This window comes from Alcaligenes phenolicus, from assembly GCF_032063905.1.
In the GTDB taxonomy this organism is placed as follows: Bacteria; Pseudomonadota; Gammaproteobacteria; order Burkholderiales; family Burkholderiaceae_B; genus Alcaligenes; species Alcaligenes phenolicus.
Genome location: NZ_DAMBOE010000001.1, coordinates 597,696 through 618,186, shown reverse-complemented (window position 1 = coordinate 618,186; position 20,491 = coordinate 597,696). Strand labels below are relative to the sequence as shown.

At 55.7% G+C, this 20,491-nt stretch carries 19 protein-coding genes; 2 read left to right on the top strand and 17 right to left on the bottom strand.

What is annotated here, in order from left to right:
- Positions 1–167 precede the first annotated feature (167 nt).
- Positions 168–2,759, bottom strand: a complete 2,592-nt coding sequence (clpB, locus tag U2949_RS02855; protein ID WP_026483518.1) for an ATP-dependent chaperone ClpB — start codon at positions 2,757–2,759, stop codon at positions 168–170.
- 324 nt (positions 2,760–3,083) lie between these two features.
- Between clpB and U2949_RS02850 the strand changes: the two genes are divergently transcribed.
- On the top strand, positions 3,084–3,812 hold the full coding sequence (locus U2949_RS02850) for a helix-turn-helix domain-containing protein (RefSeq protein ID WP_009455938.1): 729 nt from the start codon (positions 3,084–3,086) through the stop codon (positions 3,810–3,812).
- Between the two features lie 163 nt (positions 3,813–3,975).
- On the opposite strand, the gene U2949_RS02845 is transcribed toward U2949_RS02850, so the two are convergent.
- The 10 genes from U2949_RS02845 to aceA all read right to left on the bottom strand — a co-directional run bounded on the left by U2949_RS02845 (position 3,976) and on the right by aceA (position 12,536).
- Positions 3,976–4,230: a hypothetical protein gene (locus tag U2949_RS02845; RefSeq protein ID WP_022983138.1), complete on the bottom strand. Its 255-nt coding sequence runs from the start codon at positions 4,228–4,230 to the stop codon at positions 3,976–3,978.
- A gap of 66 nt (positions 4,231–4,296) precedes the next feature.
- Positions 4,297–4,500 carry a FixH family protein gene (locus U2949_RS02840; protein ID WP_009455940.1) on the bottom strand — a complete coding sequence of 68 codons (204 nt, stop codon included), beginning with the start codon at positions 4,498–4,500 and terminating at the stop codon, positions 4,297–4,299.
- 18 nt (positions 4,501–4,518) lie between these two features.
- Positions 4,519–6,018 carry a cytochrome c oxidase accessory protein CcoG gene (gene ccoG, locus U2949_RS02835; RefSeq protein WP_026482942.1) on the bottom strand — a complete coding sequence of 500 codons (1,500 nt, stop codon included), beginning with the start codon at positions 6,016–6,018 and terminating at the stop codon, positions 4,519–4,521.
- A 37-nt stretch (positions 6,019–6,055) separates the two neighbouring features.
- Complete coding sequence (gene ccoP / locus U2949_RS02830) at positions 6,056–6,973, bottom strand: cytochrome-c oxidase, cbb3-type subunit III (protein WP_026482943.1); 918 nt, start codon at positions 6,971–6,973, stop codon at positions 6,056–6,058.
- Complete coding sequence (locus U2949_RS02825) at positions 6,970–7,143, bottom strand: CcoQ/FixQ family Cbb3-type cytochrome c oxidase assembly chaperone (RefSeq protein ID WP_026482944.1); 174 nt, start codon at positions 7,141–7,143, stop codon at positions 6,970–6,972. The genes ccoP and U2949_RS02825 overlap by 4 nt, the downstream gene beginning before the upstream one ends.
- A complete protein-coding gene (gene ccoO / locus U2949_RS02820) occupies positions 7,144–7,803 on the bottom strand; it encodes a cytochrome-c oxidase, cbb3-type subunit II (protein ID WP_009455946.1) in 660 nt (219 codons plus the stop codon).
- A gap of 10 nt (positions 7,804–7,813) precedes the next feature.
- Positions 7,814–9,301, bottom strand: a complete 1,488-nt coding sequence (gene ccoN, locus U2949_RS02815) for a cytochrome-c oxidase, cbb3-type subunit I (RefSeq protein WP_021446465.1) — start codon at positions 9,299–9,301, stop codon at positions 7,814–7,816.
- 186 nt (positions 9,302–9,487) lie between these two features.
- Entirely contained in the window at positions 9,488–9,673 is a 186-nt protein-coding gene (gene ccoS, locus U2949_RS02810; RefSeq protein WP_009455947.1) for a cbb3-type cytochrome oxidase assembly protein CcoS, read from the bottom strand.
- 1 nt (position 9,674) lies between these two features.
- A complete protein-coding gene (locus U2949_RS02805) occupies positions 9,675–10,643 on the bottom strand; it encodes a hypothetical protein (protein WP_051316227.1) in 969 nt (322 codons plus the stop codon).
- A gap of 585 nt (positions 10,644–11,228) precedes the next feature.
- Positions 11,229–12,536: an isocitrate lyase gene (gene aceA, locus U2949_RS02800; protein WP_009455950.1), complete on the bottom strand. Its 1,308-nt coding sequence runs from the start codon at positions 12,534–12,536 to the stop codon at positions 11,229–11,231.
- Between the two features lie 308 nt (positions 12,537–12,844).
- Between aceA and queF the strand changes: the two genes are divergently transcribed.
- On the top strand, positions 12,845–13,672 hold the full coding sequence (gene queF / locus U2949_RS02795) for an NADPH-dependent 7-cyano-7-deazaguanine reductase QueF (protein WP_321286042.1): 828 nt from the start codon (positions 12,845–12,847) through the stop codon (positions 13,670–13,672).
- A 175-nt stretch (positions 13,673–13,847) separates the two neighbouring features.
- Here the strand turns inward: queF and U2949_RS02790 are convergent, their stop codons facing one another.
- The 6 genes from U2949_RS02790 to paaK all read right to left on the bottom strand — a co-directional run bounded on the left by U2949_RS02790 (position 13,848) and on the right by paaK (position 20,457).
- Positions 13,848–15,098, bottom strand: a complete 1,251-nt coding sequence (locus U2949_RS02790) for an MFS transporter (RefSeq protein WP_051316228.1) — start codon at positions 15,096–15,098, stop codon at positions 13,848–13,850.
- A gap of 5 nt (positions 15,099–15,103) precedes the next feature.
- Positions 15,104–15,676, bottom strand: coding sequence for a CDP-diacylglycerol--glycerol-3-phosphate 3-phosphatidyltransferase (gene pgsA, locus U2949_RS02785; protein ID WP_026482947.1), 573 nt, complete (start codon positions 15,674–15,676; stop codon positions 15,104–15,106).
- 39 nt (positions 15,677–15,715) lie between these two features.
- On the bottom strand, positions 15,716–17,539 hold the full coding sequence (gene uvrC / locus U2949_RS02780) for an excinuclease ABC subunit UvrC (protein WP_026482948.1): 1,824 nt from the start codon (positions 17,537–17,539) through the stop codon (positions 15,716–15,718).
- Positions 17,502–18,557, bottom strand: coding sequence for a beta-N-acetylhexosaminidase (gene nagZ / locus U2949_RS02775; RefSeq protein ID WP_035272713.1), 1,056 nt, complete (start codon positions 18,555–18,557; stop codon positions 17,502–17,504). The genes uvrC and nagZ overlap by 38 nt, the downstream gene beginning before the upstream one ends.
- On the bottom strand, positions 18,554–19,012 hold the full coding sequence (gene acpS, locus U2949_RS02770) for a holo-ACP synthase (RefSeq protein ID WP_257722742.1): 459 nt from the start codon (positions 19,010–19,012) through the stop codon (positions 18,554–18,556). Before acpS ends, nagZ begins: the two co-directional genes overlap by 4 nt.
- Before the next feature lie 131 nt (positions 19,013–19,143).
- Positions 19,144–20,457 carry a phenylacetate--CoA ligase PaaK gene (gene paaK / locus U2949_RS02765; protein ID WP_026482951.1) on the bottom strand — a complete coding sequence of 438 codons (1,314 nt, stop codon included), beginning with the start codon at positions 20,455–20,457 and terminating at the stop codon, positions 19,144–19,146.
- Positions 20,458–20,491: the final 34 nt, after the last annotated feature.

The following is a 20,491-nucleotide window of genomic DNA, read 5'->3' as shown; positions in this document are numbered from 1 at the left end:
TCAGAAGTAAACCAACCCAAGCTTGAAACATTCCGTCGAACCAAAGAAAAAGCGCCTTGGTTGCCCAAGGCGCTTTTTTACTGCCGTTTCAACTAAGGTTTACTGCATGTGCTGGTCAGTCATACCGATTAACTCTCACCAGCACAGCAGTAATCAGAGCCTGCTTGTTACTGGATACTGCGGGTGAACGTAAACTCACCGTCCTTCCAGTCCACAGGCACCACATCTTTAGGACCAAAGCGGCCTTCCAGAATCAAGCGTGCCACCGGGTTTTCAATGTGCTGCTGAATAGCACGTTTCAAAGGACGTGCACCAAACACAGGGTCAAACCCGGCCTTGGCCAACTGCGCCAAAGCAGCCTCGCTGACTTCCAGATGCATGTCACGTTGAGCCAGACGCTGATCCAGACGTTCAAGCTGGATACGAGCAATGGACTCGATGTGTTCTGCTTCCAGACCGTGGAATACCACTACTTCGTCGATACGGTTCAGGAACTCGGGGCGGAAATGCTGTTTCACTTCTTCCCACACCACTTCCTTGATCACATCGTAAGGCTCACCCGACAAACGCTGGATATGTTGCGAACCCAGGTTCGAGGTCATGATGATCACCGTATTGCGGAAGTCCACCGTACGGCCCTGACCATCGGTCAAACGGCCATCGTCCAGCACCTGCAAGAGCACGTTAAAGACGTCGGGGTGTGCTTTCTCGACCTCATCCAGCAAAATCACCGAATAAGGTTTGCGACGCACGGCCTCGGTCAGGTAACCGCCCTCTTCATAGCCCACATAGCCGGGAGGCGCCCCGATCAAACGAGCCACCGAGTGCTTCTCCATGAATTCGCTCATGTCGATACGAATCATGTGATCCTCGGAATCAAAGAGGAAGTTGGCCAATGCCTTGGTCAGTTCGGTCTTACCCACCCCGGTTGGTCCCAGGAACAGGAAGGAACCATAAGGGCGGGACGGATCAGACAGACCCGCACGCGAGCGACGGATTGCATCCGACACCAAACGTACGGCTTCACCTTGGCCGACCACGCGCTTGTGCAAGTAGTCTTCCATCTGCAAGAGTTTTTCACGCTCGCCCTGCATCATTTTGGACACAGGAATACCGGTTGCGCGCGAAACCACTTCCGCAATTTCCTCTGCTCCGACCTGTGTACGCAACAAGCGAGGCTTGTCCTGATCAGCCTTGTCCATATTGGCTTCAGCCGCTTTCAGGCGCTCTTCCAGTTCGGGCAGCTTGCCGTATTGCAGCTCGGCCAACTTGTCGAACTGGCCCTTGCGTTGCAGCTCGGCCATTTCGGCACGAACCTTCTCGATTTCCTCTTTAACGACTTGCGAGCCCTGGACCGCCGCTTTTTCGGCTTTCCAGATCTCTTCGTAGTCGTTGTACTCCCGCTGCAGCTTTTCCATCTCGTCATTGATGGCCTGCAAACGGCGCTGAGAGGCTTCGTCCGTGTCCTTGATGACCGCTTCACGCTCGATCTTCAACTGAATGATGCGGCGATCCAGCTTGTCCATGACCTCGGGCTTGGAGTCGATCTCCATACGGATACGGGCAGCGGCCTCGTCGATCAGGTCAATGGCCTTATCGGGCAGGAAACGGTCCGTAATGTAACGCTGCGATAGCTCGGCCGCAGCCACAATGGCCGGGTCAGTAATCGCAACACCGTGGTGCAGCTCGTAGCGCTCCTGCAAACCGCGCAGAATCGCAATGGTGGACTCCATGTCCGGTTCATTAACCAGCACTTTCTGGAAACGACGCTCCAGAGCCGCGTCTTTCTCGATGTACTGGCGATACTCATTCAGCGTAGTAGCGCCGATGCAGTGCAGCTCGCCGCGCGACAAGGCGGGTTTGAGCATATTGCCGGCATCCATGGCACCTTCGGCCTTACCGGCGCCCACCATGGTGTGCAACTCGTCAATAAAGACAATGGTTTTGCCATCGTCCTTGGACAGCTCTTTCAAGACGGCTTTCAGACGCTCTTCAAACTCACCACGGTACTTGGCACCCGCCAGCAAGGCAGCCAGGTCCAGCACCAGTACACGCTTGCCCTTCAGGGTTTCGGGCACTTCATTGTTCACGATACGCTGCGCCAAGCCTTCCACAATGGCGGTCTTACCCACACCAGGCTCACCAATCAACACGGGGTTGTTCTTGGTGCGACGCTGCAGAATCTGGATAGTGCGACGAATTTCGTCGTCACGGCCAATCACCGGATCCAGCTTGCCCAGACGGGCACGCTCGGTCAGGTCAGTGGTGTACTTGTCCAGCGCCTCACGATTGCTATCACCGTCGGCGTCATTCACATTGGCACCACCGCGCACGGCCTCGATGGCCGCTTCCAAGGCACGGCGCTGCAAGCCGGCATCGCGCAAGGCACGACCGGTTTCGCCTTTGTCGTCAGCCAGGGCCAGCAGGAACAACTCACTGGCGATATAGGTATCACCGCGCTGGGCAGCTTCCTTGTCGGTTTTGGCCAAAGCGGCTTGCAGAGCCGAACTGAGCTGTTGCTGACCTTCCGCCCCTTGTACCTTGGGCAGATTGGAGATCAGGCGGTTAAGCTCATTTTCCAGACGGGGAATGGCTACGCCCGCACGAGCCAGCAAGCTGCCAGTACCTGAATCAGCATCGGCCAGCAAGGCGACCAGTACGTGGGCGGGTTCCAGATAGGGGTTGTCTTCGCGAACAGCCAGGCTCTGCGCATCGGCTAGAGCCTGTTGAAACTTCGTTGTCAATTTATCGATTCGCATAGAATTTTCACTTGAGAAAATATGCGATAAGCTAAAGCAAACAGTTACTAAATACTGCTCGCCCAGATCTCGCAACAAATAACAGGATGAATTGAAGATAAGGACAAAAACCAAGTATTCAAGTGTTCGGATCGCTTTTAAACAACAACTTGGCAAGAGCAGTCTGACCGCGCTGTACCCGGCATGGGCAGCCGCTTCCCGCATGGCGCGGCCCTTAAGAACTAAACATATTAAGGATTAGCGGGAATACCAACCAATAAAAAGCTACAATTACACTTGATTTGACTCAAAGATTTAGCGTTTCGCCATCTGACATTATTCCTTATGCAAAAACGTATCTCGGTTACCGCTGACTCCATACGCTGCTCCAGCTGTATGCTCAATGAGGTATGTCTACCTCTTGGGATGCCTAAGCATGAAATGGAGCGGTTGGACGAATTAGTCAAGGAGCGCATCCGCATCCCCAAGGGCGGCGTGCTGTTTCGACTGGCCGACTCAGTCGAAGGAATCTATGGTCTGCGCTCTGGTTCGATCAAGATGCAGCTGGAAGATTCCACCGGCCACATCCAGATTACGGGCTTTTTATTACCAGGAGAAATCCTTGGCATGGATAGCCTGGTTGAAAACCGCCATGTCTCCCATGCCATCGCCCTGGAAGACAGCGAAGTCTGTGTGATCCGCCTTGATGATCTGGACCGCCTGTCCGCCCAACTGCCTATCTTGCAACAACAATTCCGTCGCTTGATGAGCAAGGAAATCAACCGCGCCCATCAACTGATGATGACCTTGGCCGGACTGCGTTCCGAGCAGCGCCTGGCCGCCTTCTTGCTGAACCTGTCCCAGCGCCTGTCGCTACTTGGCTACTCCCCTTACGAATTCATTCTGCGCATGAGCCGCGAAGAAATCGGCAACTTCCTGGGCCTGACACTGGAAACGGTCAGCCGCCTGTTCTCGCGTTTTGCGCGTGAAGGCCTGCTGAAAATCTCCCAGCGTGAAGTCCACTTGCTGGATCTGGCCGCCCTGCGCACTCTGGCAGGCACGGAGTGCGATTAAAGCCCCTGGCTGACGCTTGCCTTTCACTTGGTCTTGCCTGGACCTCAAGCAGGGCTCTGAACGCATCTACGGCCTGCTGCATCACTCCCCAGTGCCAGGCGCACCCAAAAAAAAAGCACATGCAATTTGCATGTGCTTTTTTGTCTTTTGGCGCTTGTCGAAATCAGTCCAGACTATCTGCCGGTTCAGCCAGTACCGCTGGCGAACCAGAGGACATATACAGGCTAAGCGTACAAGCCACCGCAGCGGCCACCCAGAACAGAAAAAACGCCACCGTATAAAAGGTCAGTCGATCTACTTGCATATGTCCAAGTACAACGATGTCCAACGGGTCTACCAAAGCAAACACAATTGCACTCAGTACCCCAGCGACCAGGAATGAAGGCCACAGTATCCACATCAACGATCGGATGGTCATTCGTACCCCCTTCTTGAACGGAAACATACTTCTCTCAACCCTAGCGTAACGGTGTATCAACTACTTTTAGCGCTGCTCGCGGGCAGGCTCGCCTTTGGTAACGACCAGACCTTGCTTGACGCCGCCGTCCGTCACTCCCTGATTACTGAAGTTCTGGAACGCCAGCACAATTGTAATGACGCAGCCCACGATAGCCAGAGCCGGGCCGGCCATCAACAACCAGGGCCACGGCTCACGCCACCAGGGTCCACTGTCCTTTGATTCGTCCATGTTTTGCTCTTTATAAAGTTACTGAGGAATATAAAAACTACTGCGTTCATTCACGTAGGTCTTGCGGCCCCCTTCATGCTCGCCGACTGCCTGGATGGAAATATCATACAGGCCTGGCTTGGCACTACTAATTGGGACTTGCACCACGACAGGCAATAATCTATTGCCTGCAGGGGCCACATGAATGTGATCCTGGCCGTTCTCGGTCAAGTGAATGCGTGCGCCTTCCAGACCCGTTACGGACAACTGCAACTCCATCGCCTCTTCCGAGGTATTGATGACTTGCAAACGGAACACGTTTTCGATCATGCCGCCGGGCACTTCACGGCCCAGAGCACCACGATCACGAATCACGTCCACACGCATCGGAGTACGGGTTGCCAAGGTGTAGACGAAGGCACCGCAAATGACGGCCAGAATCAGGATATAAGACAGCACGCGCGGGCGCAGCATGCGACGCCGCACCTGCGATTGCGTCATGCGCTCTTTAATGGCGCGCTCCGAGGTGTAGCGGATCAGGCCCTTCTCATAGCCCATCTTGTCCATGACCTGGTCACAGACGTCCACACAGGCGCCACAGCCAATACACATGTATTGCAGGCCATCACGAATATCAATACCGGTCGGACAGACCTGAACACAGAGGCTGCAGTCCACACAGTCGCCCATACCGGCTTCTTTATGGTCAATCTTGCGAGATCGACCACCGCGGGTTTCACCACGCACAAAGTCGTAGGTCACCACAAAGGTATCGCTGTCCACCATGGCACTTTGGAAACGTGCGTAGGGGCACATGTACTTACAGACGGCTTCGCGCATGAAACCTGCGTTACCCCAGGTGGCAAAGGCGTAGAACAAGAGCCAGAACCACTGCCAAGGGCCCAGGGACAGGGCGATCAGCTCGCCACCCAGTTCGCGGATAGGAGCGAAGTAGCCGATAAAGGTAAAGCCGGTCCACAAAGCAATCACGATCCACAGGAAGTGCTTGGTTGCTTTGAGACGTAATTTGCGGGCGTTCCAGGCTTGCTCATCCAAGCGGATACGCGCCAGACGGTCCCCTTCCACCTTGCGCTCGACCCACATGAAGATCTCGGTGTAGACCGTCTGCGGACAGGCATAGCCACAGAACAAGCGTCCGGCCATGGCGGTGAAAAGGAATAAGGAGAAGGCAGATATCAGGAGCAGCACCGTCAGGTAAATAACGTCCTGGGGCCACAAAATCATGCCAAAGATGTAGAACTTGCGTTCCAGCAGATCAAACAGCACTGCCTGACGGCCATGCCATTCCAACCAGGGCAGACCATAGAAAATGATCTGCGTGAAATACACCATCCAGATCCGCCAGCGGGCGAACACGCCCTTGACGGATCGTGGATAGATTTTGCTGCGTACATCGACCAGCGCCTTCTCGACTTGCGGAGAGGTTCCACCCGCTCCCTTGGTGTTACGTGGAGGTTGCCACTTGGGCACAGTTCCCTGCGCGTTATCAGCGCTGGGTTGGGAAGAATCACTACTCATTGCAAGTCCTGAAGGCGTCAGATCAATTTAAAACACATTAGTTAGCCTGGGCAGGCTCGGCATTGTTCGACAAGCCCCAGACCCAACCCGCCAGCAAACGAATCTGCTCAGGAGTCAGAGTGGCTTTCTGAGCCGGCATCTGGTTGGTACGACCCTGCAGGACGGTCTGAACGATGGTGGCTTCGGAGCTGCCATACAACCAGTAATCGTCCGTCAGATCAGGAGCGCCCAACAGCGTGTTGCCCTTGGCATCCGCACCGTGACAGGCAAAACATGCGCTGTCATAGACACGTTTACCAGCCACCAGACGCAGAGGATCTGCAGCCAGACCGGACAAGGAACGCACATACTGAGCCACATCGGAGGCTTGAGCGGGGGTGAATTGCGCTTGTGGCGGCATCATCCCGGTACGGCCTTCGGTAATGGTGTGCAGAATCTGCTCGGGCTCGCCACCCCACAACCAGGCTTTGTTGGCCAGGTTAGGGAAGCTGGGAGCACCTTGTGCATCGGAGCCGTGACACTGGGCGCAGTTGTTCAGAAACAGGCGCTGACCAATTTCGCGAGCTTCCGGATCGCGAGCGATCTCTTCAATAGGCATTTCTCGGTAACGGGCGTACACAGGCTCCAGGCGAGCATTGATCTCGGCCTGTTGCTGCTTGACCTGTTGGCCGGAACTAAAACCCAATGTGCCCTTGAAACTTCCCAGGCCGGGATATAGCACCAGGTAACCCAAGGCAAACACACACAAACCGATGTACATCACGGTCCACCAGCGAGGTACTGGAGTGTTCAGCTCGGTCAGGTCACCATCCCAGACGTGGCCGGTTTCTTCCACATCGACTGTCTTGCCCAGAAATGCACGCTGGGTAAACAACAGCCACAAACAAAATATGATGCCTAGCAAGGCGATGCCGGAAATCCAGAGGCTCCAGCCATTATTAAAAAAGTCACTCATTCGGAACCCCCAGGGTTTTTATCGTTGCATCCCTCGTCGGGCAAGGCGAAAGGCAGAAGCGCTGCTTCTTCGTTGGCCTGGCGGCGTCCCCGAGAGAACGCCCACCAGCAAATGCCAATGAAGGTCGCCATCGCCAAAGCAGTCATAACACCGTTGATGATGGCTAGCATTTAGTGGCTCCCCTGCTCCACAGCCCTAGCAGCTGCGTCGCGACTGGCCACGCCCAGGCCCTGCAAGTAAGCAACCACCGCATCTTCTTCGGTCTTGCCTACCAGCTCCTGAGGAGCAGCATCAATTTGTTCCTGCGTGTAAGGCACACCCAGCGTACGCAATACCTTCATGCGATCCTGAATGTTTTCACCTTCGACCGAGTTTTTCTGCAGCCATGGGTAGGCGGGCATATTGGACTCTTTCACCACGTTACGTGGGTTGCGCAGGTGAATGCGGTGCCATTCGTCGCTGTAGCGCTGACCAACACGGGCCAGGTCAGGACCAGTACGCTTGGAACCCCACAGGAAGGGGTAGTCATAAACAGACTCCCCAGCCAGCGAGTAAGGACCATAACGCTGCACTTCGGACTGCAACATACGAATCTGCTGCGAGTGACAGCCCACACAACCTTCACGGATGTAGATGTCACGCCCCATCAGTCGCAAGGGCTCGTACGGCTCGATGCCTTCAGTTGGCTGAGTCGTCGAGTGTTGAAAGAACAAGGGCACAATCTGAACCAGACCTGCGAAAGAGATCACCAAGATACTCAGGATGATCAACAACCCGGTGTTTTTCTCGATCGTGGCGTGTGAAAAGCGCTTTTTAGTGTCATTAGCCATGATTTACTCCTTAGGCCAGCACAGGGGTTGGACCCACCAGGGCTGGATCGCGGGCGTCTGGGTTCTTGAGGGGCACAACAGGGTTGATGCCTTTCTCGCCTGCACGGATGGTCAGGAACACGTTCCAGGACATCAGCAAGATACCGGCCACAAAGAAAGCGCCGCCCAGAGCACGGATTGCGTAGAAGGGGTAAGTCGCTTTCACAACTTCCACAAAGCTGTAGGTCAAGGTGCCATCAACACCGGTAGCACGCCACATCAGACCTTGCATCACACCGGCAATCCACATCGCAGCGATATACAGCACCACGCCCAGGGTAGCCAGCCAGAAGTGCAGATCGATCAGACGAGGACGAGCCATTTCAGTACGGCCGTACAGACGTGGGATCAGGTAGTACAGGGAACCGAAGGTAATCATGGCAACCCAGCCCAGCGCACCGGAGTGCACGTGACCAATGGTCCAGTCGGTGTAGTGCGACAGCGCGTTCACCGTACGGATAGCCATCATGGAACCTTCAAAGGTAGACATACCGTAGAAGGACAGAGCCACAACCATGAACTTCAGGATCGCGTCAGTACGCAGCTTGTGCCAGGCACCCGACAAGGTCATGATGCCGTTGATCATGCCGCCCCAGGAGGGAGCCAGCAGAATCAGGGAGAAAGTCATGCCCAAGGACTGAGTCCAGTCTGGCAAGGAGGTGTACAGCAAGTGGTGGGGACCTGCCCACATGTACGTAAAGCCCAGAGCCCAGAAGTGGACGATGGACAAACGGTAGGAGTAGATGGGGCGGTTGGCCTGTTTGGGGATGAAGTAATACATCATGCCCAGGAAGGACGTGGTCAGGAAAAAGCCCACGGCGTTATGACCGTACCACCACTGCACCATGGCATCCTGCACACCAGCGTAGGCCGAGTAGGACTTCATGAAGCTGACTGGCAGTTCCAGGTTGTTGAAAATGTGCAGTACAGCGATGGTAACGATGTAGGAGCCAAAGAACCAGTTGGCCACATAAATGTGACGCACACGGCGCTTGACGATCGTGCCAAAGAACACAATGGCGTAAGCCACCCAGACCAGCGTGATCAGGATGTCAATCGGCCACTCCAGTTCGGCGTACTCTTTGGAGCTGGTGTAACCCATAGGCAGGGTAATGACCGCGGCCACCAGCACGGCTTGCCAGCCCCAGAAGGTAAAGGCTGCCAGCTTGTCGCAGAACAAACGGGCCTGACAGGTACGCTGCACGACATAGTAGGATGTCGCGAACAAGCCGGTGCCACCAAAGGCAAAAATCACAGCGTTCGTATGCAGTGGACGCAGACGTCCAAAACTAAGCCACGGTGTGTCGAAATTGAGTTCTGGCCAAATCAACTGCAAGGCAATAAAAAGGCCTATTGCCATGCCGATGACGCCCCAAAATACGGTCATGATGGCGAACTGCCTCACAATCCCGTAATTGAAGACTTCGGCGTTATTTCCGACTGCATCGGAAGTGCCCATTTGCTTCCCCTAAACAAACATTGTTAATACAAGCGACAACAAGCTACATCATCCAGCAAGTCGGTAATCTGCTACTTGATGCTTATCAAAAAACTTCGGAAAGCACGCGCTCGCGCGTGTTTCCGCCCCGCAGACTGTGTGTCGCCGACCATTTGCAGGGCTAAAAAACAAAAAAATTGGAAGGTATCAGGAATCGGGTGGACGCTCTGCTCCCGACAAACCCGCTGTGGAGTCGTCGTCCAGCAAGATGGAATCAGCCGCATTGCCCGTATCTTCAAACTGGCCAGCAAAAATGGCCCACCAGAAAGAGACACCGATAACAATGACCAGAAAAATGGAGATGGGGATCAGGACCAGCAAAGAGCCAAACATATCAGCCCTGCCTTGCTGCTGGACCGGTCCACTGAGCCGGCACCTCGCGGGTGCGGCTGCGATAGATGCGCCAGGAGTTGGCCGCCACGGCCAAAGAGGACACCAGCATGCTGACGGCGGCCAGCCAGGGGGCCACAATGCCCAAGGCCGCCAATGGAGTCATGAGCAAGTGCCAGACAATCGAACCGTACAGGTTTTGACGGGCGATGCGGCCGGTTTGCTGGGTCAGTTGTACCACTTCAAATTCATTCTTGGCAGGTCGGGCCAGCAAGCCGGCATGCGCGGAGGCAACGGCCGAAGGAACCGACATGGACATGGCACAGGGACAGCTCATGACCAGCATGGCAACCACAACGGGAACGACATGCGAAGGGTCCATCCAGTACCAGACCAGACCAAAGGCGGCGGCCAATACCAGCTGAATGCTGACGAACCAGAATGCCAGAGTATTGGCATGACCTGTCACGGACTGGCGAAAGCGTTCGATCAGGTCATGTGATGCGGACTGTGTCACCGACTGGCGCGCGCAAAGCTCCAGATAACGGGCGGTCAGCAAAAAGGCCACGAACATCGTGACCGAGTCGTAGTACACCTCACCCTGCTGAGTCCAGGTGTTGTAGACGCTAGGCAGGAAGGCACCCACAATACCCAAGGCCACCGGCACATCCATGCCTACACGACCTTCGGACAAGCTTTTGACTGCCCCTTTCAGGATGGGCCAGGCACAGTACAGCACGACAGGCATGGTCAAGCACAGACCCGCCCAGTTCATCAGCACAATGACTTGCGAGAGAGATTCAATGTCTTCAGCACGGGTGCTGAAAGAGCGCATATAGCCGGGGAAAGCAAACATCATCACCTGCATGGCAGCCAGCCAGGACAGGCCCAAACGGGCTAATGTGTGTCGCCGACGCGACCGCTGCTCATCGGTGAGGGGCTTTGGAAGAGAAAAAATCGAATATGCGCGCATGGAAGGACTATAAGCCACTGATATTTCTTCATTCTTGATTTAAATCAATACGACTTTGCTTCGATCCTATATCGTTGTCCTTATGCATCTTGTTCAGGCCGTTACCCCCCCAACGCGGCGCTAACTGTTCAATGCTTTCAAGGCTGCTTATTGGCAGCCTTTTTTTTATTCCCATCCGCAAGACAGGACAAGGATTCAGCACTATTTATGCGTCCCTTGCGCGGCCAAAGTCTACCACGCCTTTTCCCTATGAGAATGCCTTGATTATCATGACTTTTCATGACGAAATAATGTAGCTCTGTGAATGCAAATCAATCCATGGAAACGTGCGTCTTGAACTCAAGAACAGGCAGGTCTGGCCACCCGCTTTGCAAGCCTTTTCGGGCCTGTTTCCGCTCCCTTTTTCCATACTTTCAAAGTCTGTTCAAAACAGCTGCCACCAAATATCAAGCCTTCAAATTTGATATTTGAAATATGTAGCTTTTAAGCAAAAAAGTGTGCAAATAAAAAAGCAGCCCACCGACTGGAGCGTACGGTGGGCTGCCTGCAACCAGAGAAGGGGCTATCTACCCTTCCCTGTCCTGCTTATGCCTCGGAGGGCGCAAACTGCTCGGCTTCTGTGGAGCCGGCCAGTGCGGTCGTCGAGGACTTACCGGCTTCAACTGTCTGAGTGACAGCATCAAAGTAGCCTGTACCCACTTCGCGCTGGTGTTTCACAGCGGTAAAGCCCAGGGGTGCAGCGGCGAACTCTTTTTCCTGCAGTTGAACGAAGGCGCTCATCTGGTTGCGGGCGTAGCCGTGGGCCAGCTCGAACATGCCGTAGTTCAGTGCGTGGAAACCAGCCAGAGTGATGAACTGGAACTTGTAGCCCATGGCACCCAGCTCGCGCTGGAACTTGGCAATCGTGGCGTCGTCCAGGTTCTTCTTCCAGTTGAACGATGGCGAGCAGTTGTAGGACAGCAGCTTGCCAGGGAACTGACGGTGGATGGCTTCCGCAAAGCGGCGGGCGTACTCCAGATCCGGTGTGGAGGTTTCGCACCAGACCAGGTCGGCGTAAGGAGCGTAGGCCAGACCACGGGCAATGGCTTGATCCAGACCGGCACGGGTGCGGTAGAAACCTTCCACCGTACGCTCATCCAGAATGAAGGGGCGATCGTACTCGTCCACATCGCTGGTGATCAGGTCCGCTGCATCCGCATCCGTGCGGGCAACCAGAATGGTGGGAACGTCCAGAACGTCAGCAGCCAGACGAGCAGCCACCAGCTTGGAGATGGCCTCACGAGTTGGCACCAGCACTTTGCCACCCAAGTGACCACACTTCTTGGCCGAAGCCAGCTGGTCCTCGAAGTGAACGCCAGCAGCGCCAGCCACAATCATGGCCTTCATCAATTCAAATGCGTTCAGCACGCCACCGAAACCGGCTTCCGCGTCGGCCACGATAGGAGCGAAGTAATCCACGTAGCCTTCGTCACCCGGGTTCACCCCTTCCATCCACTGGATCTGATCACAGCGGGCCAGGGAGTTGTTGATGCGACGCACCACGGATGGCACCGAGTTGACGGGGTACAGCGACTGGTCAGGGTACATTTCGCCAGCGCTGTTAGCGTCGCCAGCCACTTGCCAACCCGACAGGTAAATCGCTTTCAAACCGGCCTTGACCTGTTGCATGGCCTGGTTACCCGTCAGGGCGCCCAGTGCGTTCACAAAGGGTTCCTGATTGATGGACTGCCACAGACGCTCAGCACCACGGCGAGCCAGAGTGTGCTCCTCGACCAGAGAACCACGCAAACGAATCACTTCCTCAGCGGTGTAACCACGCTTGATACCTTGCCAGCGTGGGTCTTCTGCCCAGCGTTTTTGCAAATTGCGGATCTCAGTTTCTCGAGCATTCATGGTGAACTCCTAAGATGGATTTAACAGTGAACAAGATGACTACAGTCTACCCAAATGCTGCACCGCATCCATGTTTTCTATCTTATATAAGAGTAAATATTTTTCTTTTAAAAATCATATAGATACATAATTAATTTCGAGATATGAAATTACTTACCTGTTTATGAAATGAAAAACTGTGCGGCGCGCAAGCGGTTTTTTGCATACTGAGACAAGGATTTCACAATGTGGGATAATCGCCTTTATACCGCCCGGTGAGCGCCTGCTCGCTGCACCGGTTTCCCGTTTTATTTCTGCAGCACCCGTCAATGAGCAACAACTCCCCTCTTAAAGACTCGCCTCTTGGGCACGATGTGGTTTATCCCACACAGTACGATCCCAGTGTCCTGTTCGGTATTGAGCGCTCCCTGAACCGCCAGGCGCTTCAGGTTCCCGAGCAATGGTATGGCGCCGATATCTGGAACGGTTACGAGATCTCCTGGCTCAATCCCAAAGGCAAACCTGTCGTCGCCCTGGCGCGCTTTGTTATTCCCTGGAATAGCCCACGCATCATCGAGTCCAAATCCTTCAAGCTTTATCTGAACTCGTTTAATGATGAAGTGGTGGAAGATATGGCCAGCCTTGTACAGCGCATGGAGCAAGACTTGAGCGCGGTTGCCGGTGCCGCTGTCAATGTGACGCTGATTCCGCTCAAGGCCTTGAACGGTCAGCCTATCAGCCAGTTGGAAGGCCACTGCATTGATGAGCTGGACATCAGCATTCAAGACTACACCCCACAAAGCGGCTTGCTGCAATGCTTGCCAGACGCCCCCATCGTGACCGAGTCTCTGGTCTCTGATTTGCTCAAGTCCAATTGCCCCGTTACCGGTCAACCCGACTGGGGCAGTGTGCAAGTACGCTATACCGGCCCACAGATTGATCCCGCTTCCTTGCTGCGCTATGTCGTCTCACTGCGCCGTCACACCGAGTTCCATGAACATTGCGTGGAACGTCTCTACAGCGATATTCAGCAAAGCTGCCAGCCTGAGCGTTTGCTGGTGTATGCACGCTACACCCGCCGTGGGGGCCTAGATATCAACCCCTGGCGCAGCAGCCATGCTGATAACGTAGAAGAACCACGTCTGGCGCGTCAGTGATCTCTATATAGCTATATAGAAAGGCTTGAATCGGAAGAGCCAATGTGCTTTTCCGGGTTCACGGCTACAAGAGACCAGCTTTAAGGTAAGGCAAGAAAAAACCCCAAAACCTTGATAGTTTTTTGGGGTTTTCTTTTATGGCCGTGCGAAGAGGCCTTGGAGAGCAGCAAGCAGATCAGGACTTGGTCGCGCGGCTTACTGTAGAGGCCACATACACAGCCAAACCGGCCGCGGTCCAATACCCGATGGCGGCACCATACCAGGGAGCCTGGGTCAAACCCACGTCCAGCAGCAAACCAAAGCCCACTGGTGCCAGGGAAGAACCTACGTCCATGCCCGAGTACACCAGCCCGTACACTGCGCCGGTAGACCCTTTGGGAGTGACACGACGTATCAGCATGTCCCGCGATGGCGAGGCAATACCCGAGCAAAAGCCAGCCGCGCCCACCACGAACAAGGCCAGCGAAGGCATAACCCAACCTGCCCCCAGTACCAGCAACAAAGCACCCGATACGCACAGGGACACAAACACAATCAACTCCGAACGTGGTGTCGTGGAAGCAATAAAGCCACCCACAAACATGCCCGCTGCCGAAGCCAGCATGAAACCGGACAAGGCCGTACCCGCCGTTACCTTATCAATGTCATAGGTGTTATGCAGCATAGGAATGGTGTAATTCTGCACCACGGCCATCGCTGCCGTAGCAAAGGCGAAGAACAGGAAAGCCCCCCACAAGGAAGGACGCGACAGCAAGGTAGATAGCGTCGTCCAAACCGATTCTTTGCTCTGTGGACGTGCAGGCGCTGTTCCCGAGGCTGTACGTCCCGCCAAGGCATCCCGGTTGATCAAGACCAGCACCAGAATAGCCGCAATCAGGGCTGCCGCCGACAGCACGGCAACACGCCAGTTAAAATAAATAGTCAGCGTGGTGATAAAGACCGGCGTCAGGGCCCAGCCCAGATTCCCAGTCAAACCGTGTGCGCTAAAAGCGTGGCCCAAACGAGCCGGGCTGACACGATGATTCAGGATGGAGTAATCCACCGGATGAAACACGGCATTGCCCACGCCACCGATCAAGGCCGCCGCCAGCAACATGCCATAGCCATTGGCCGTACCGATCAGCAAGGCCGCTACCACAAAACAGGACAGGCCCACCTTCAGGACCGGCAAGGCGCCGATGCGGTCAACCAGAAAACCGGAAGAAGCCTGCCCAAAACAGGACACCAGATAAAAGGTGGTTACCAGACCGCCCAAGGTCAGGAAGTCGTAACCGAATTCCTGGCCCAGGGAGATATACAGTGTGGGCAGAATCAGCTGAAAGAAGTGCGAACTGGCGTGTGCAATACCGATGACACCAATAACCCGCCAGTCCTGCGAACCGTCGGGCCCCGCCCCGTCCAGCGTCCTTGTTGATGAATTAGCCATTTGTCTCAGAGTTGCTTTTTCTTGATTTCCGGCCAGGCCTTCTGCAAGTAGTAGCACATGGACCAGACCGTCAGGACTGCGGCGACAATAATCAGGGCTTGCCCAATGATCCGTGTCGGCAAACCCATAACAGGCGACCAGTACAGCAGACAAGGAATGGCAACCATTTGCGCCGCAGTTTTGAATTTACCCAAGCGGTGAACAGCCACACTACCACTGGCACCAATCTTGGCCATCCATTCCCGCAATGCCGAAATGGTGATTTCGCGGCCAATAATAATCAGCGCGATAAAGGCATCCACACGACCCAGATCCAGCAAGACCAGCAAGGCGGCGCTGACCATGAGCTTGTCCGCAACCGGGTCCAGAAAGGCGCCGAAGGAGGACGTCTGGTTCCAGCGGCGAGCCAGCCAGCCGTCAAACCAGTCCGTAGCGGCGGCCACGATAAACACCGAAGCGGCCCACAGATCGCGTGTTTCCATGCTCAGCCAATCCGCTGGCAGATAAAACAGGGCGACGATCAAAGGGATCAGAACGATGCGAAGCCACGTCAGGGCTATGGGCAGATTAAAAGGCATAGCTTGGATACCAACCTAATTTAAAACAAAGGCTCTCGCCTATCGTAAAGCATGATAAATGCGTTCGGCCAGTTCAGTGGATATTCCATCAACCGCACTAAGCTCATCAATACTTGCATCGGCGACCCCGCTGAAACCACCAAAGCGAGCCAGCAGACGCTGACGCCGTTTGGCGCCAATCCCGTCAATATCTTCCAGGCGTGACACATTACGCGTTTTGGCACGTTGGGCACGCATGCCCGTAATGGCAAAACGGTGCGCTTCATCACGCACCTGAGCGACCAGCATCAAGGCCGCAGACTCCACACCCAACGCCACAGGCGGGCGATCATCGGCAAATACCAGGGTTTCCAGACCTACTTTACGCTTTTCACCCTTGGCAACGCCGACCAGAACATGAATATCCAGGCCCAGTTCTACAAAAACCTGGCGCGCGATCTCCACCTGGCCCTTGCCGCCATCAATCAAAACAATGTCGGGCAAAGGTGCCAAACCTTCGGCAACCCGCGAGAAACGTCGGTTCAGCACCTGGCGCATGGCCGCATAATCGTCACCCGGCGTGATGCCTGCAATGTTGTAGCGGCGATAAAGCGAATTCTGCATCTCGTGGTGTTTATAAACCACACAGGAGGCTTGAGTGGCCTCCCCTGCCGTATGGCTGATATCGAAACATTCAATGTGCAGGGTATCGAGCTGGGCCTCATCCAGGTCCAGCTGCAGCGCTTCAGCCAGGGCTCGGGTTCGATCGGCACGGGCGGTAGATTCGCTCAATACTCGGGCCAGTGCCAGGCCGGCATTCTTGGTAGCCTGCTCCAGCCAGATCTTGCGCACCCCTTGCGGACGCACCACAACGCGCGCCTTCACGCCAGTTTGCTCGGCCAGCAGCGGCATCAGGTCCGCATCGGGCAAAGCGTGCGAACAGACCAGAACCGGCGGCATGCGGCGCTCCAGATAGTGCTGGGCGATAAATGCCGCCAGCACATCACTGGGAGTGTCATCGTTGATTTGTGTGGGGAAGAACGCGCGGTCGCCCAGGTGACGGCCACCGCGCACCATGGCCAGGTTCACACAGAACTTACCACCGGCGTTCAGCACCACAATAATGTCCACATCTTCCTTGCCCACCTGCTCCATGCTTTGCTGTTGCAATACGGCGGACAAGGCTTTCATCTGGTCGCGCAAAATCGCTGCCTGCTCGAAATCCAGCGAGTCCGAGGCCTGCATCATGCGCTCTTGCAGCTCGCCCAGGATTTCAGAGGTATTGCCGTCCAGAAAGCTGATGGCGCGCTGCACATCCAGTTGATACTGCTCGGGCGAGATCAGGTTCACACAGGGTGCCGAACAGCGCCCGATCTGATGCAGCAAACAGGGACGACTACGGTTAGCGTAGACACTGTCCTCACAGGTCCGCAAACGGAACACCCGTTGCAGGATCTGAATGGTTTCACGCACCGCCCAGGAGTTGGGATAAGGACCGAAGAAATGCCCCTTTCCGCTGGTACTGCCCCGGTAGTAGGCAATACGAGGCGCCTGGTGGGCGCTGATCATCAGGTAGGGGTAGGACTTGTCGTCCCGGAAAAGAATGTTGTAGCGCGGTCGCAGACGCTTGATGAGATTGTTTTCCAGCAGCAAGGCCTCGGCCTCGCTGCGGGTGACGGTGACCTCGATGCGCGCGACGCGCGCCACCATATGGGCAATACGGGGACTGCTCAGCGTTTTCTGGAAGTACGAGCTGACACGGCGCTTGAGATCACGCGCCTTGCCCACATACAGTACCTCGCCCTGTTCGTCGATGTGCCGGTACACGCCCGGCAGATTCGGCAAATCAGACAGATAGGATTTTAGATTGAAGTCCGCGGGCATATTGATAGTGTTCATCCGCTTGCAAAGCGTCCCAATCCAGGGCTGGCGTCGTCGGCATCAAACGACGGATGCGGTTTTGCGATTCCTCGGAAATCGTGAAATCCAGGCGCGAGAGCAAGTCGTCGGCCAGATCAGGACGATTGCATACCAGCACCATGTCGCAACCGGCACCCAAGGCAGCCTGAGCACGTGCCAGGATATCGCCCACGACAGTGGCGCCTTCCATGGTCAGGTCGTCGGAAAAAATCACGCCGTCATAAGCCAGGGCCTTGCGCAGCACACGCTGAATCCAGTATGGCGAAAAGCCGGCTGGCAGCGGGTCTACTTTGGAATAAATCACGTGTGCAGGCATCACCGAAGGTAGCTGCAAGGTGCCCAGCCAGCCGTAAGGAGCAGCATCCTCGTCCAGAATCTCTTCCAGCGTACGATCATCAACGGGAATCTCGTGATGCGAATCTGCCTCTACGCCGCCATGACCAGGAAAGTGCTTGCCGCAGGCAGCCATACCGGCCTTGTTCAAACCACGGATCAAGCCAGCGGCCAACATGGAGACAGCACGGGGATTACGGTGGAAGGAACGATCCCCAATCACCTTGCTGACACCCCAGTCCAGGTCCAGTACCGGCGTAAAGCTCATGTCCACACCGCAAGCGCGCAACTCGGCCGCCAGCACATAGCCCGTATCGGCGGCAACAGCAGCGGCCTTGACCGCATCGCGCGTCCACAGTTGCCCCAACTGGCTCATGGCGGGCAGCGTGGTAAAGCCATCCTCGCGGAAACGCTGTACCCGGCCCCCCTCGTGGTCCACGGCGATCAGCAAGGGCTCATCCCGCGCTTCGTGAATGGACTGGCACAGAGCGGTCAGCTGAGCACGGTTTTCAAAGTTGCGGCTGAACAGGATCACACCACCGACCAGTGGGTGACGCAGGCGCTCACGCTCCTGATCCGTCAGGACCATGCCCTGCACGTCCACCATGACCGGGCCCGGAGGCAGTACTGCTTGCGAGGAAGAACTCATTTAGTATCAGACTCAGCTAAGGATAAGGAAGAAATGGCAGGCGCTTTGGCTTCCAGCACCACAAAGGCCATGGCCATATCGGATTCATCTGTCAGGGAAATATGAACGGCCCCGAAGCGGGCGTCAAACCAGTCTTGCAAATCAGCAGACAGGCGCACTACCGGGCGGCCACCAGGCGCATTCAAGGTTTGCATGCGCGACCAGGCCATAGGCATGCGCATGCCCAGCCCCACCGCTTTGGAAAAGGCTTCCTTGGCTGCGAAACGGGTGGCCAGATAGCGCAGGCCGCGCACCGGGTCGCGTGCCTGACGGCGGGCATAGACCTCTCGCTCCTGCTCGCCCAGAATGCGCTTTACAAAGCGATCACCATGACGAGCCAAGGCGCGCTCGATCCGCTCGATACGGATCAGGTCGGTGCCGATGCCGGCAATCAAACCGGACGGTATTGGGGGCATGATGTCATCAGAAAAAATACTGCAAAAGCGGCCTGGGCCGCCTACCAGCTTGCAATGATACCGTGAGAGCGCGGAATACAAAAACGGCCCTGCCAGAGCAGAGCCGTTTTTTTGGCGTCAATCCGCCAGACTTAGAACGCGCGCTTGTCGATCACACGTTTGGCCTTGCCCGTCACGGTACGCTCGACCATGCCGGAGGACTGCACACGAATTCGTGCACTGACACCGATAAAAGTCTTGATGGAGTGACTCAGACGGCGGGCCATTTGCTCACGCTCGGCATCGTTCAAGTGATTGAACTCGGGACGCACTTCAACCAGAATTTCCAGTTCGTCCATATTGCCGTTACGGCTCAATACCAACTGATACTGGGCGGCCAGCTCGGGCATCTTCAGAACCAGTTCTTCGACCTGGGTCGGGAACAGGTTCACGCCACGCACAATGACCATATCGTCGCTGCGGCCCGTAATCTTGCCAATACGGCGCATGCTGCGCGAAGTGGGCGGCAACAGTTGTGTCAGGTCGCGAGTGCGGTAGCGAATGACGGGCATGGCTTCCTTGCTCAGCGAGGTAAAGACCAGTTCACCGCTTTCACCCTCGGCCACAGGCTCGCCGGTTTCAGGGTTGATGATTTCCGGGTAGAAATGGTCTTCCCACACCACTGGGCCGTCCTTGCTTTCCACACACTCCATGGCCACGCCAGGGCCCATCACTTCGGACAGACCGTAGATGTCCACGGCGTCGATGCCGGCGCGCTGCTCAATATCCAGACGCATCTGGCCTGTCCAGGGCTCGGCACCAAAAATACCGATACGCAAGGAAGTATCGCGTGGGTCCATCCCCTGACGCTCAATCTCTTCGACGATATTGCAGAAGTACGAAGGGGTAACCAGAATCACGTCGGGACGGAAATCCTGAATCAGCTGAACTTGTTTTTCAGTCTGGCCACCAGACATGGGAACCACGGTACAACCCAGGCGCTCGGCACCGTAGTGCGCACCCAGACCGCCGGTGAACAGGCCGTAGCCGTAAGCCACATGGGCAATATCACCGGGGCGGGCACCGGCGGCCCACATGGAACGGGCAAACAGATCGGCCCAGGTGGAAATGTCATTGGCGGTGTAGCCCACCACGGTGGGCTTGCCCGTGGTACCACTGGAAGCGTGCACGCGTGCTACCTGCTCACGGGGAACCGCAAACATCTTGAAGGGGTAGTTGTCACGCAGGTCCTGCTTGGTCGTGAAGGGGAACTTGGAAATGTCCGACAACTGCTTCAAATCGTCGGGGTGCACGCCCGCTTCATCAAATTTCTGCCGATAGTGCGGCACATTCTCGTAAGCATGCTTTAGCGTCCATTTCAGACGCTCCAGCTGCAAGTTGCGGATTTCGTCAATACTTGCATGCTCGATGGCATCGCGGCCAACCTGTTCTTTAATTGCTGTCATGGTGTACTCCTGCCCTGCCGCTGGTGTGGTACTT

Bases quoted from the DNA above. Each gene is read 5' to 3' on its own strand.
- U2949_RS02790 (WP_051316228.1), bottom strand. From the start codon at position 15,098: ATGGCTAATTCATCAACAAGGACGCTGGACGGGGCGGGGCCCGACGGT.
- ccoN (WP_021446465.1), bottom strand. From the start codon at position 9,301: ATGGGCACTTCCGATGCAGTCGGAAATAACGCCGAAGTCTTCAATTAC.
- ccoP (WP_026482943.1), bottom strand. From the start codon at position 6,973: ATGAGTGACTTTTTTAATAATGGCTGGAGCCTCTGGATTTCCGGCATC.
- aceA (WP_009455950.1), bottom strand. From the start codon at position 12,536: ATGAATGCTCGAGAAACTGAGATCCGCAATTTGCAAAAACGCTGGGCA.
- U2949_RS02845 (WP_022983138.1), bottom strand. From the start codon at position 4,230: ATGACCATCCGATCGTTGATGTGGATACTGTGGCCTTCATTCCTGGTC.
- ccoS (WP_009455947.1), bottom strand. From the start codon at position 9,673: ATGTTTGGCTCTTTGCTGGTCCTGATCCCCATCTCCATTTTTCTGGTC.
- clpB (WP_026483518.1), bottom strand. From the start codon at position 2,759: ATGCGAATCGATAAATTGACAACGAAGTTTCAACAGGCTCTAGCCGAT.
- uvrC (WP_026482948.1), bottom strand. From the start codon at position 17,539: ATGCCCGCGGACTTCAATCTAAAATCCTATCTGTCTGATTTGCCGAAT.
- U2949_RS02805 (WP_051316227.1), bottom strand. From the start codon at position 10,643: ATGCGCGCATATTCGATTTTTTCTCTTCCAAAGCCCCTCACCGATGAG.
- paaK (WP_026482951.1), bottom strand. From the start codon at position 20,457: ATGACAGCAATTAAAGAACAGGTTGGCCGCGATGCCATCGAGCATGCA.
- pgsA (WP_026482947.1), bottom strand. From the start codon at position 15,676: ATGCCTTTTAATCTGCCCATAGCCCTGACGTGGCTTCGCATCGTTCTG.
- ccoG (WP_026482942.1), bottom strand. From the start codon at position 6,018: ATGAGTAGTGATTCTTCCCAACCCAGCGCTGATAACGCGCAGGGAACT.
- ccoO (WP_009455946.1), bottom strand. From the start codon at position 7,803: ATGGCTAATGACACTAAAAAGCGCTTTTCACACGCCACGATCGAGAAA.
- queF (WP_321286042.1), top strand. From the start codon at position 12,845: ATGAGCAACAACTCCCCTCTTAAAGACTCGCCTCTTGGGCACGATGTG.
- U2949_RS02850 (WP_009455938.1), top strand. From the start codon at position 3,084: ATGCAAAAACGTATCTCGGTTACCGCTGACTCCATACGCTGCTCCAGC.
- nagZ (WP_035272713.1), bottom strand. From the start codon at position 18,557: ATGAGTTCTTCCTCGCAAGCAGTACTGCCTCCGGGCCCGGTCATGGTG.
- acpS (WP_257722742.1), bottom strand. From the start codon at position 19,012: ATGCCCCCAATACCGTCCGGTTTGATTGCCGGCATCGGCACCGACCTG.
- U2949_RS02840 (WP_009455940.1), bottom strand. From the start codon at position 4,500: ATGGACGAATCAAAGGACAGTGGACCCTGGTGGCGTGAGCCGTGGCCC.
- U2949_RS02825 (WP_026482944.1), bottom strand. From the start codon at position 7,143: ATGCTAGCCATCATCAACGGTGTTATGACTGCTTTGGCGATGGCGACC.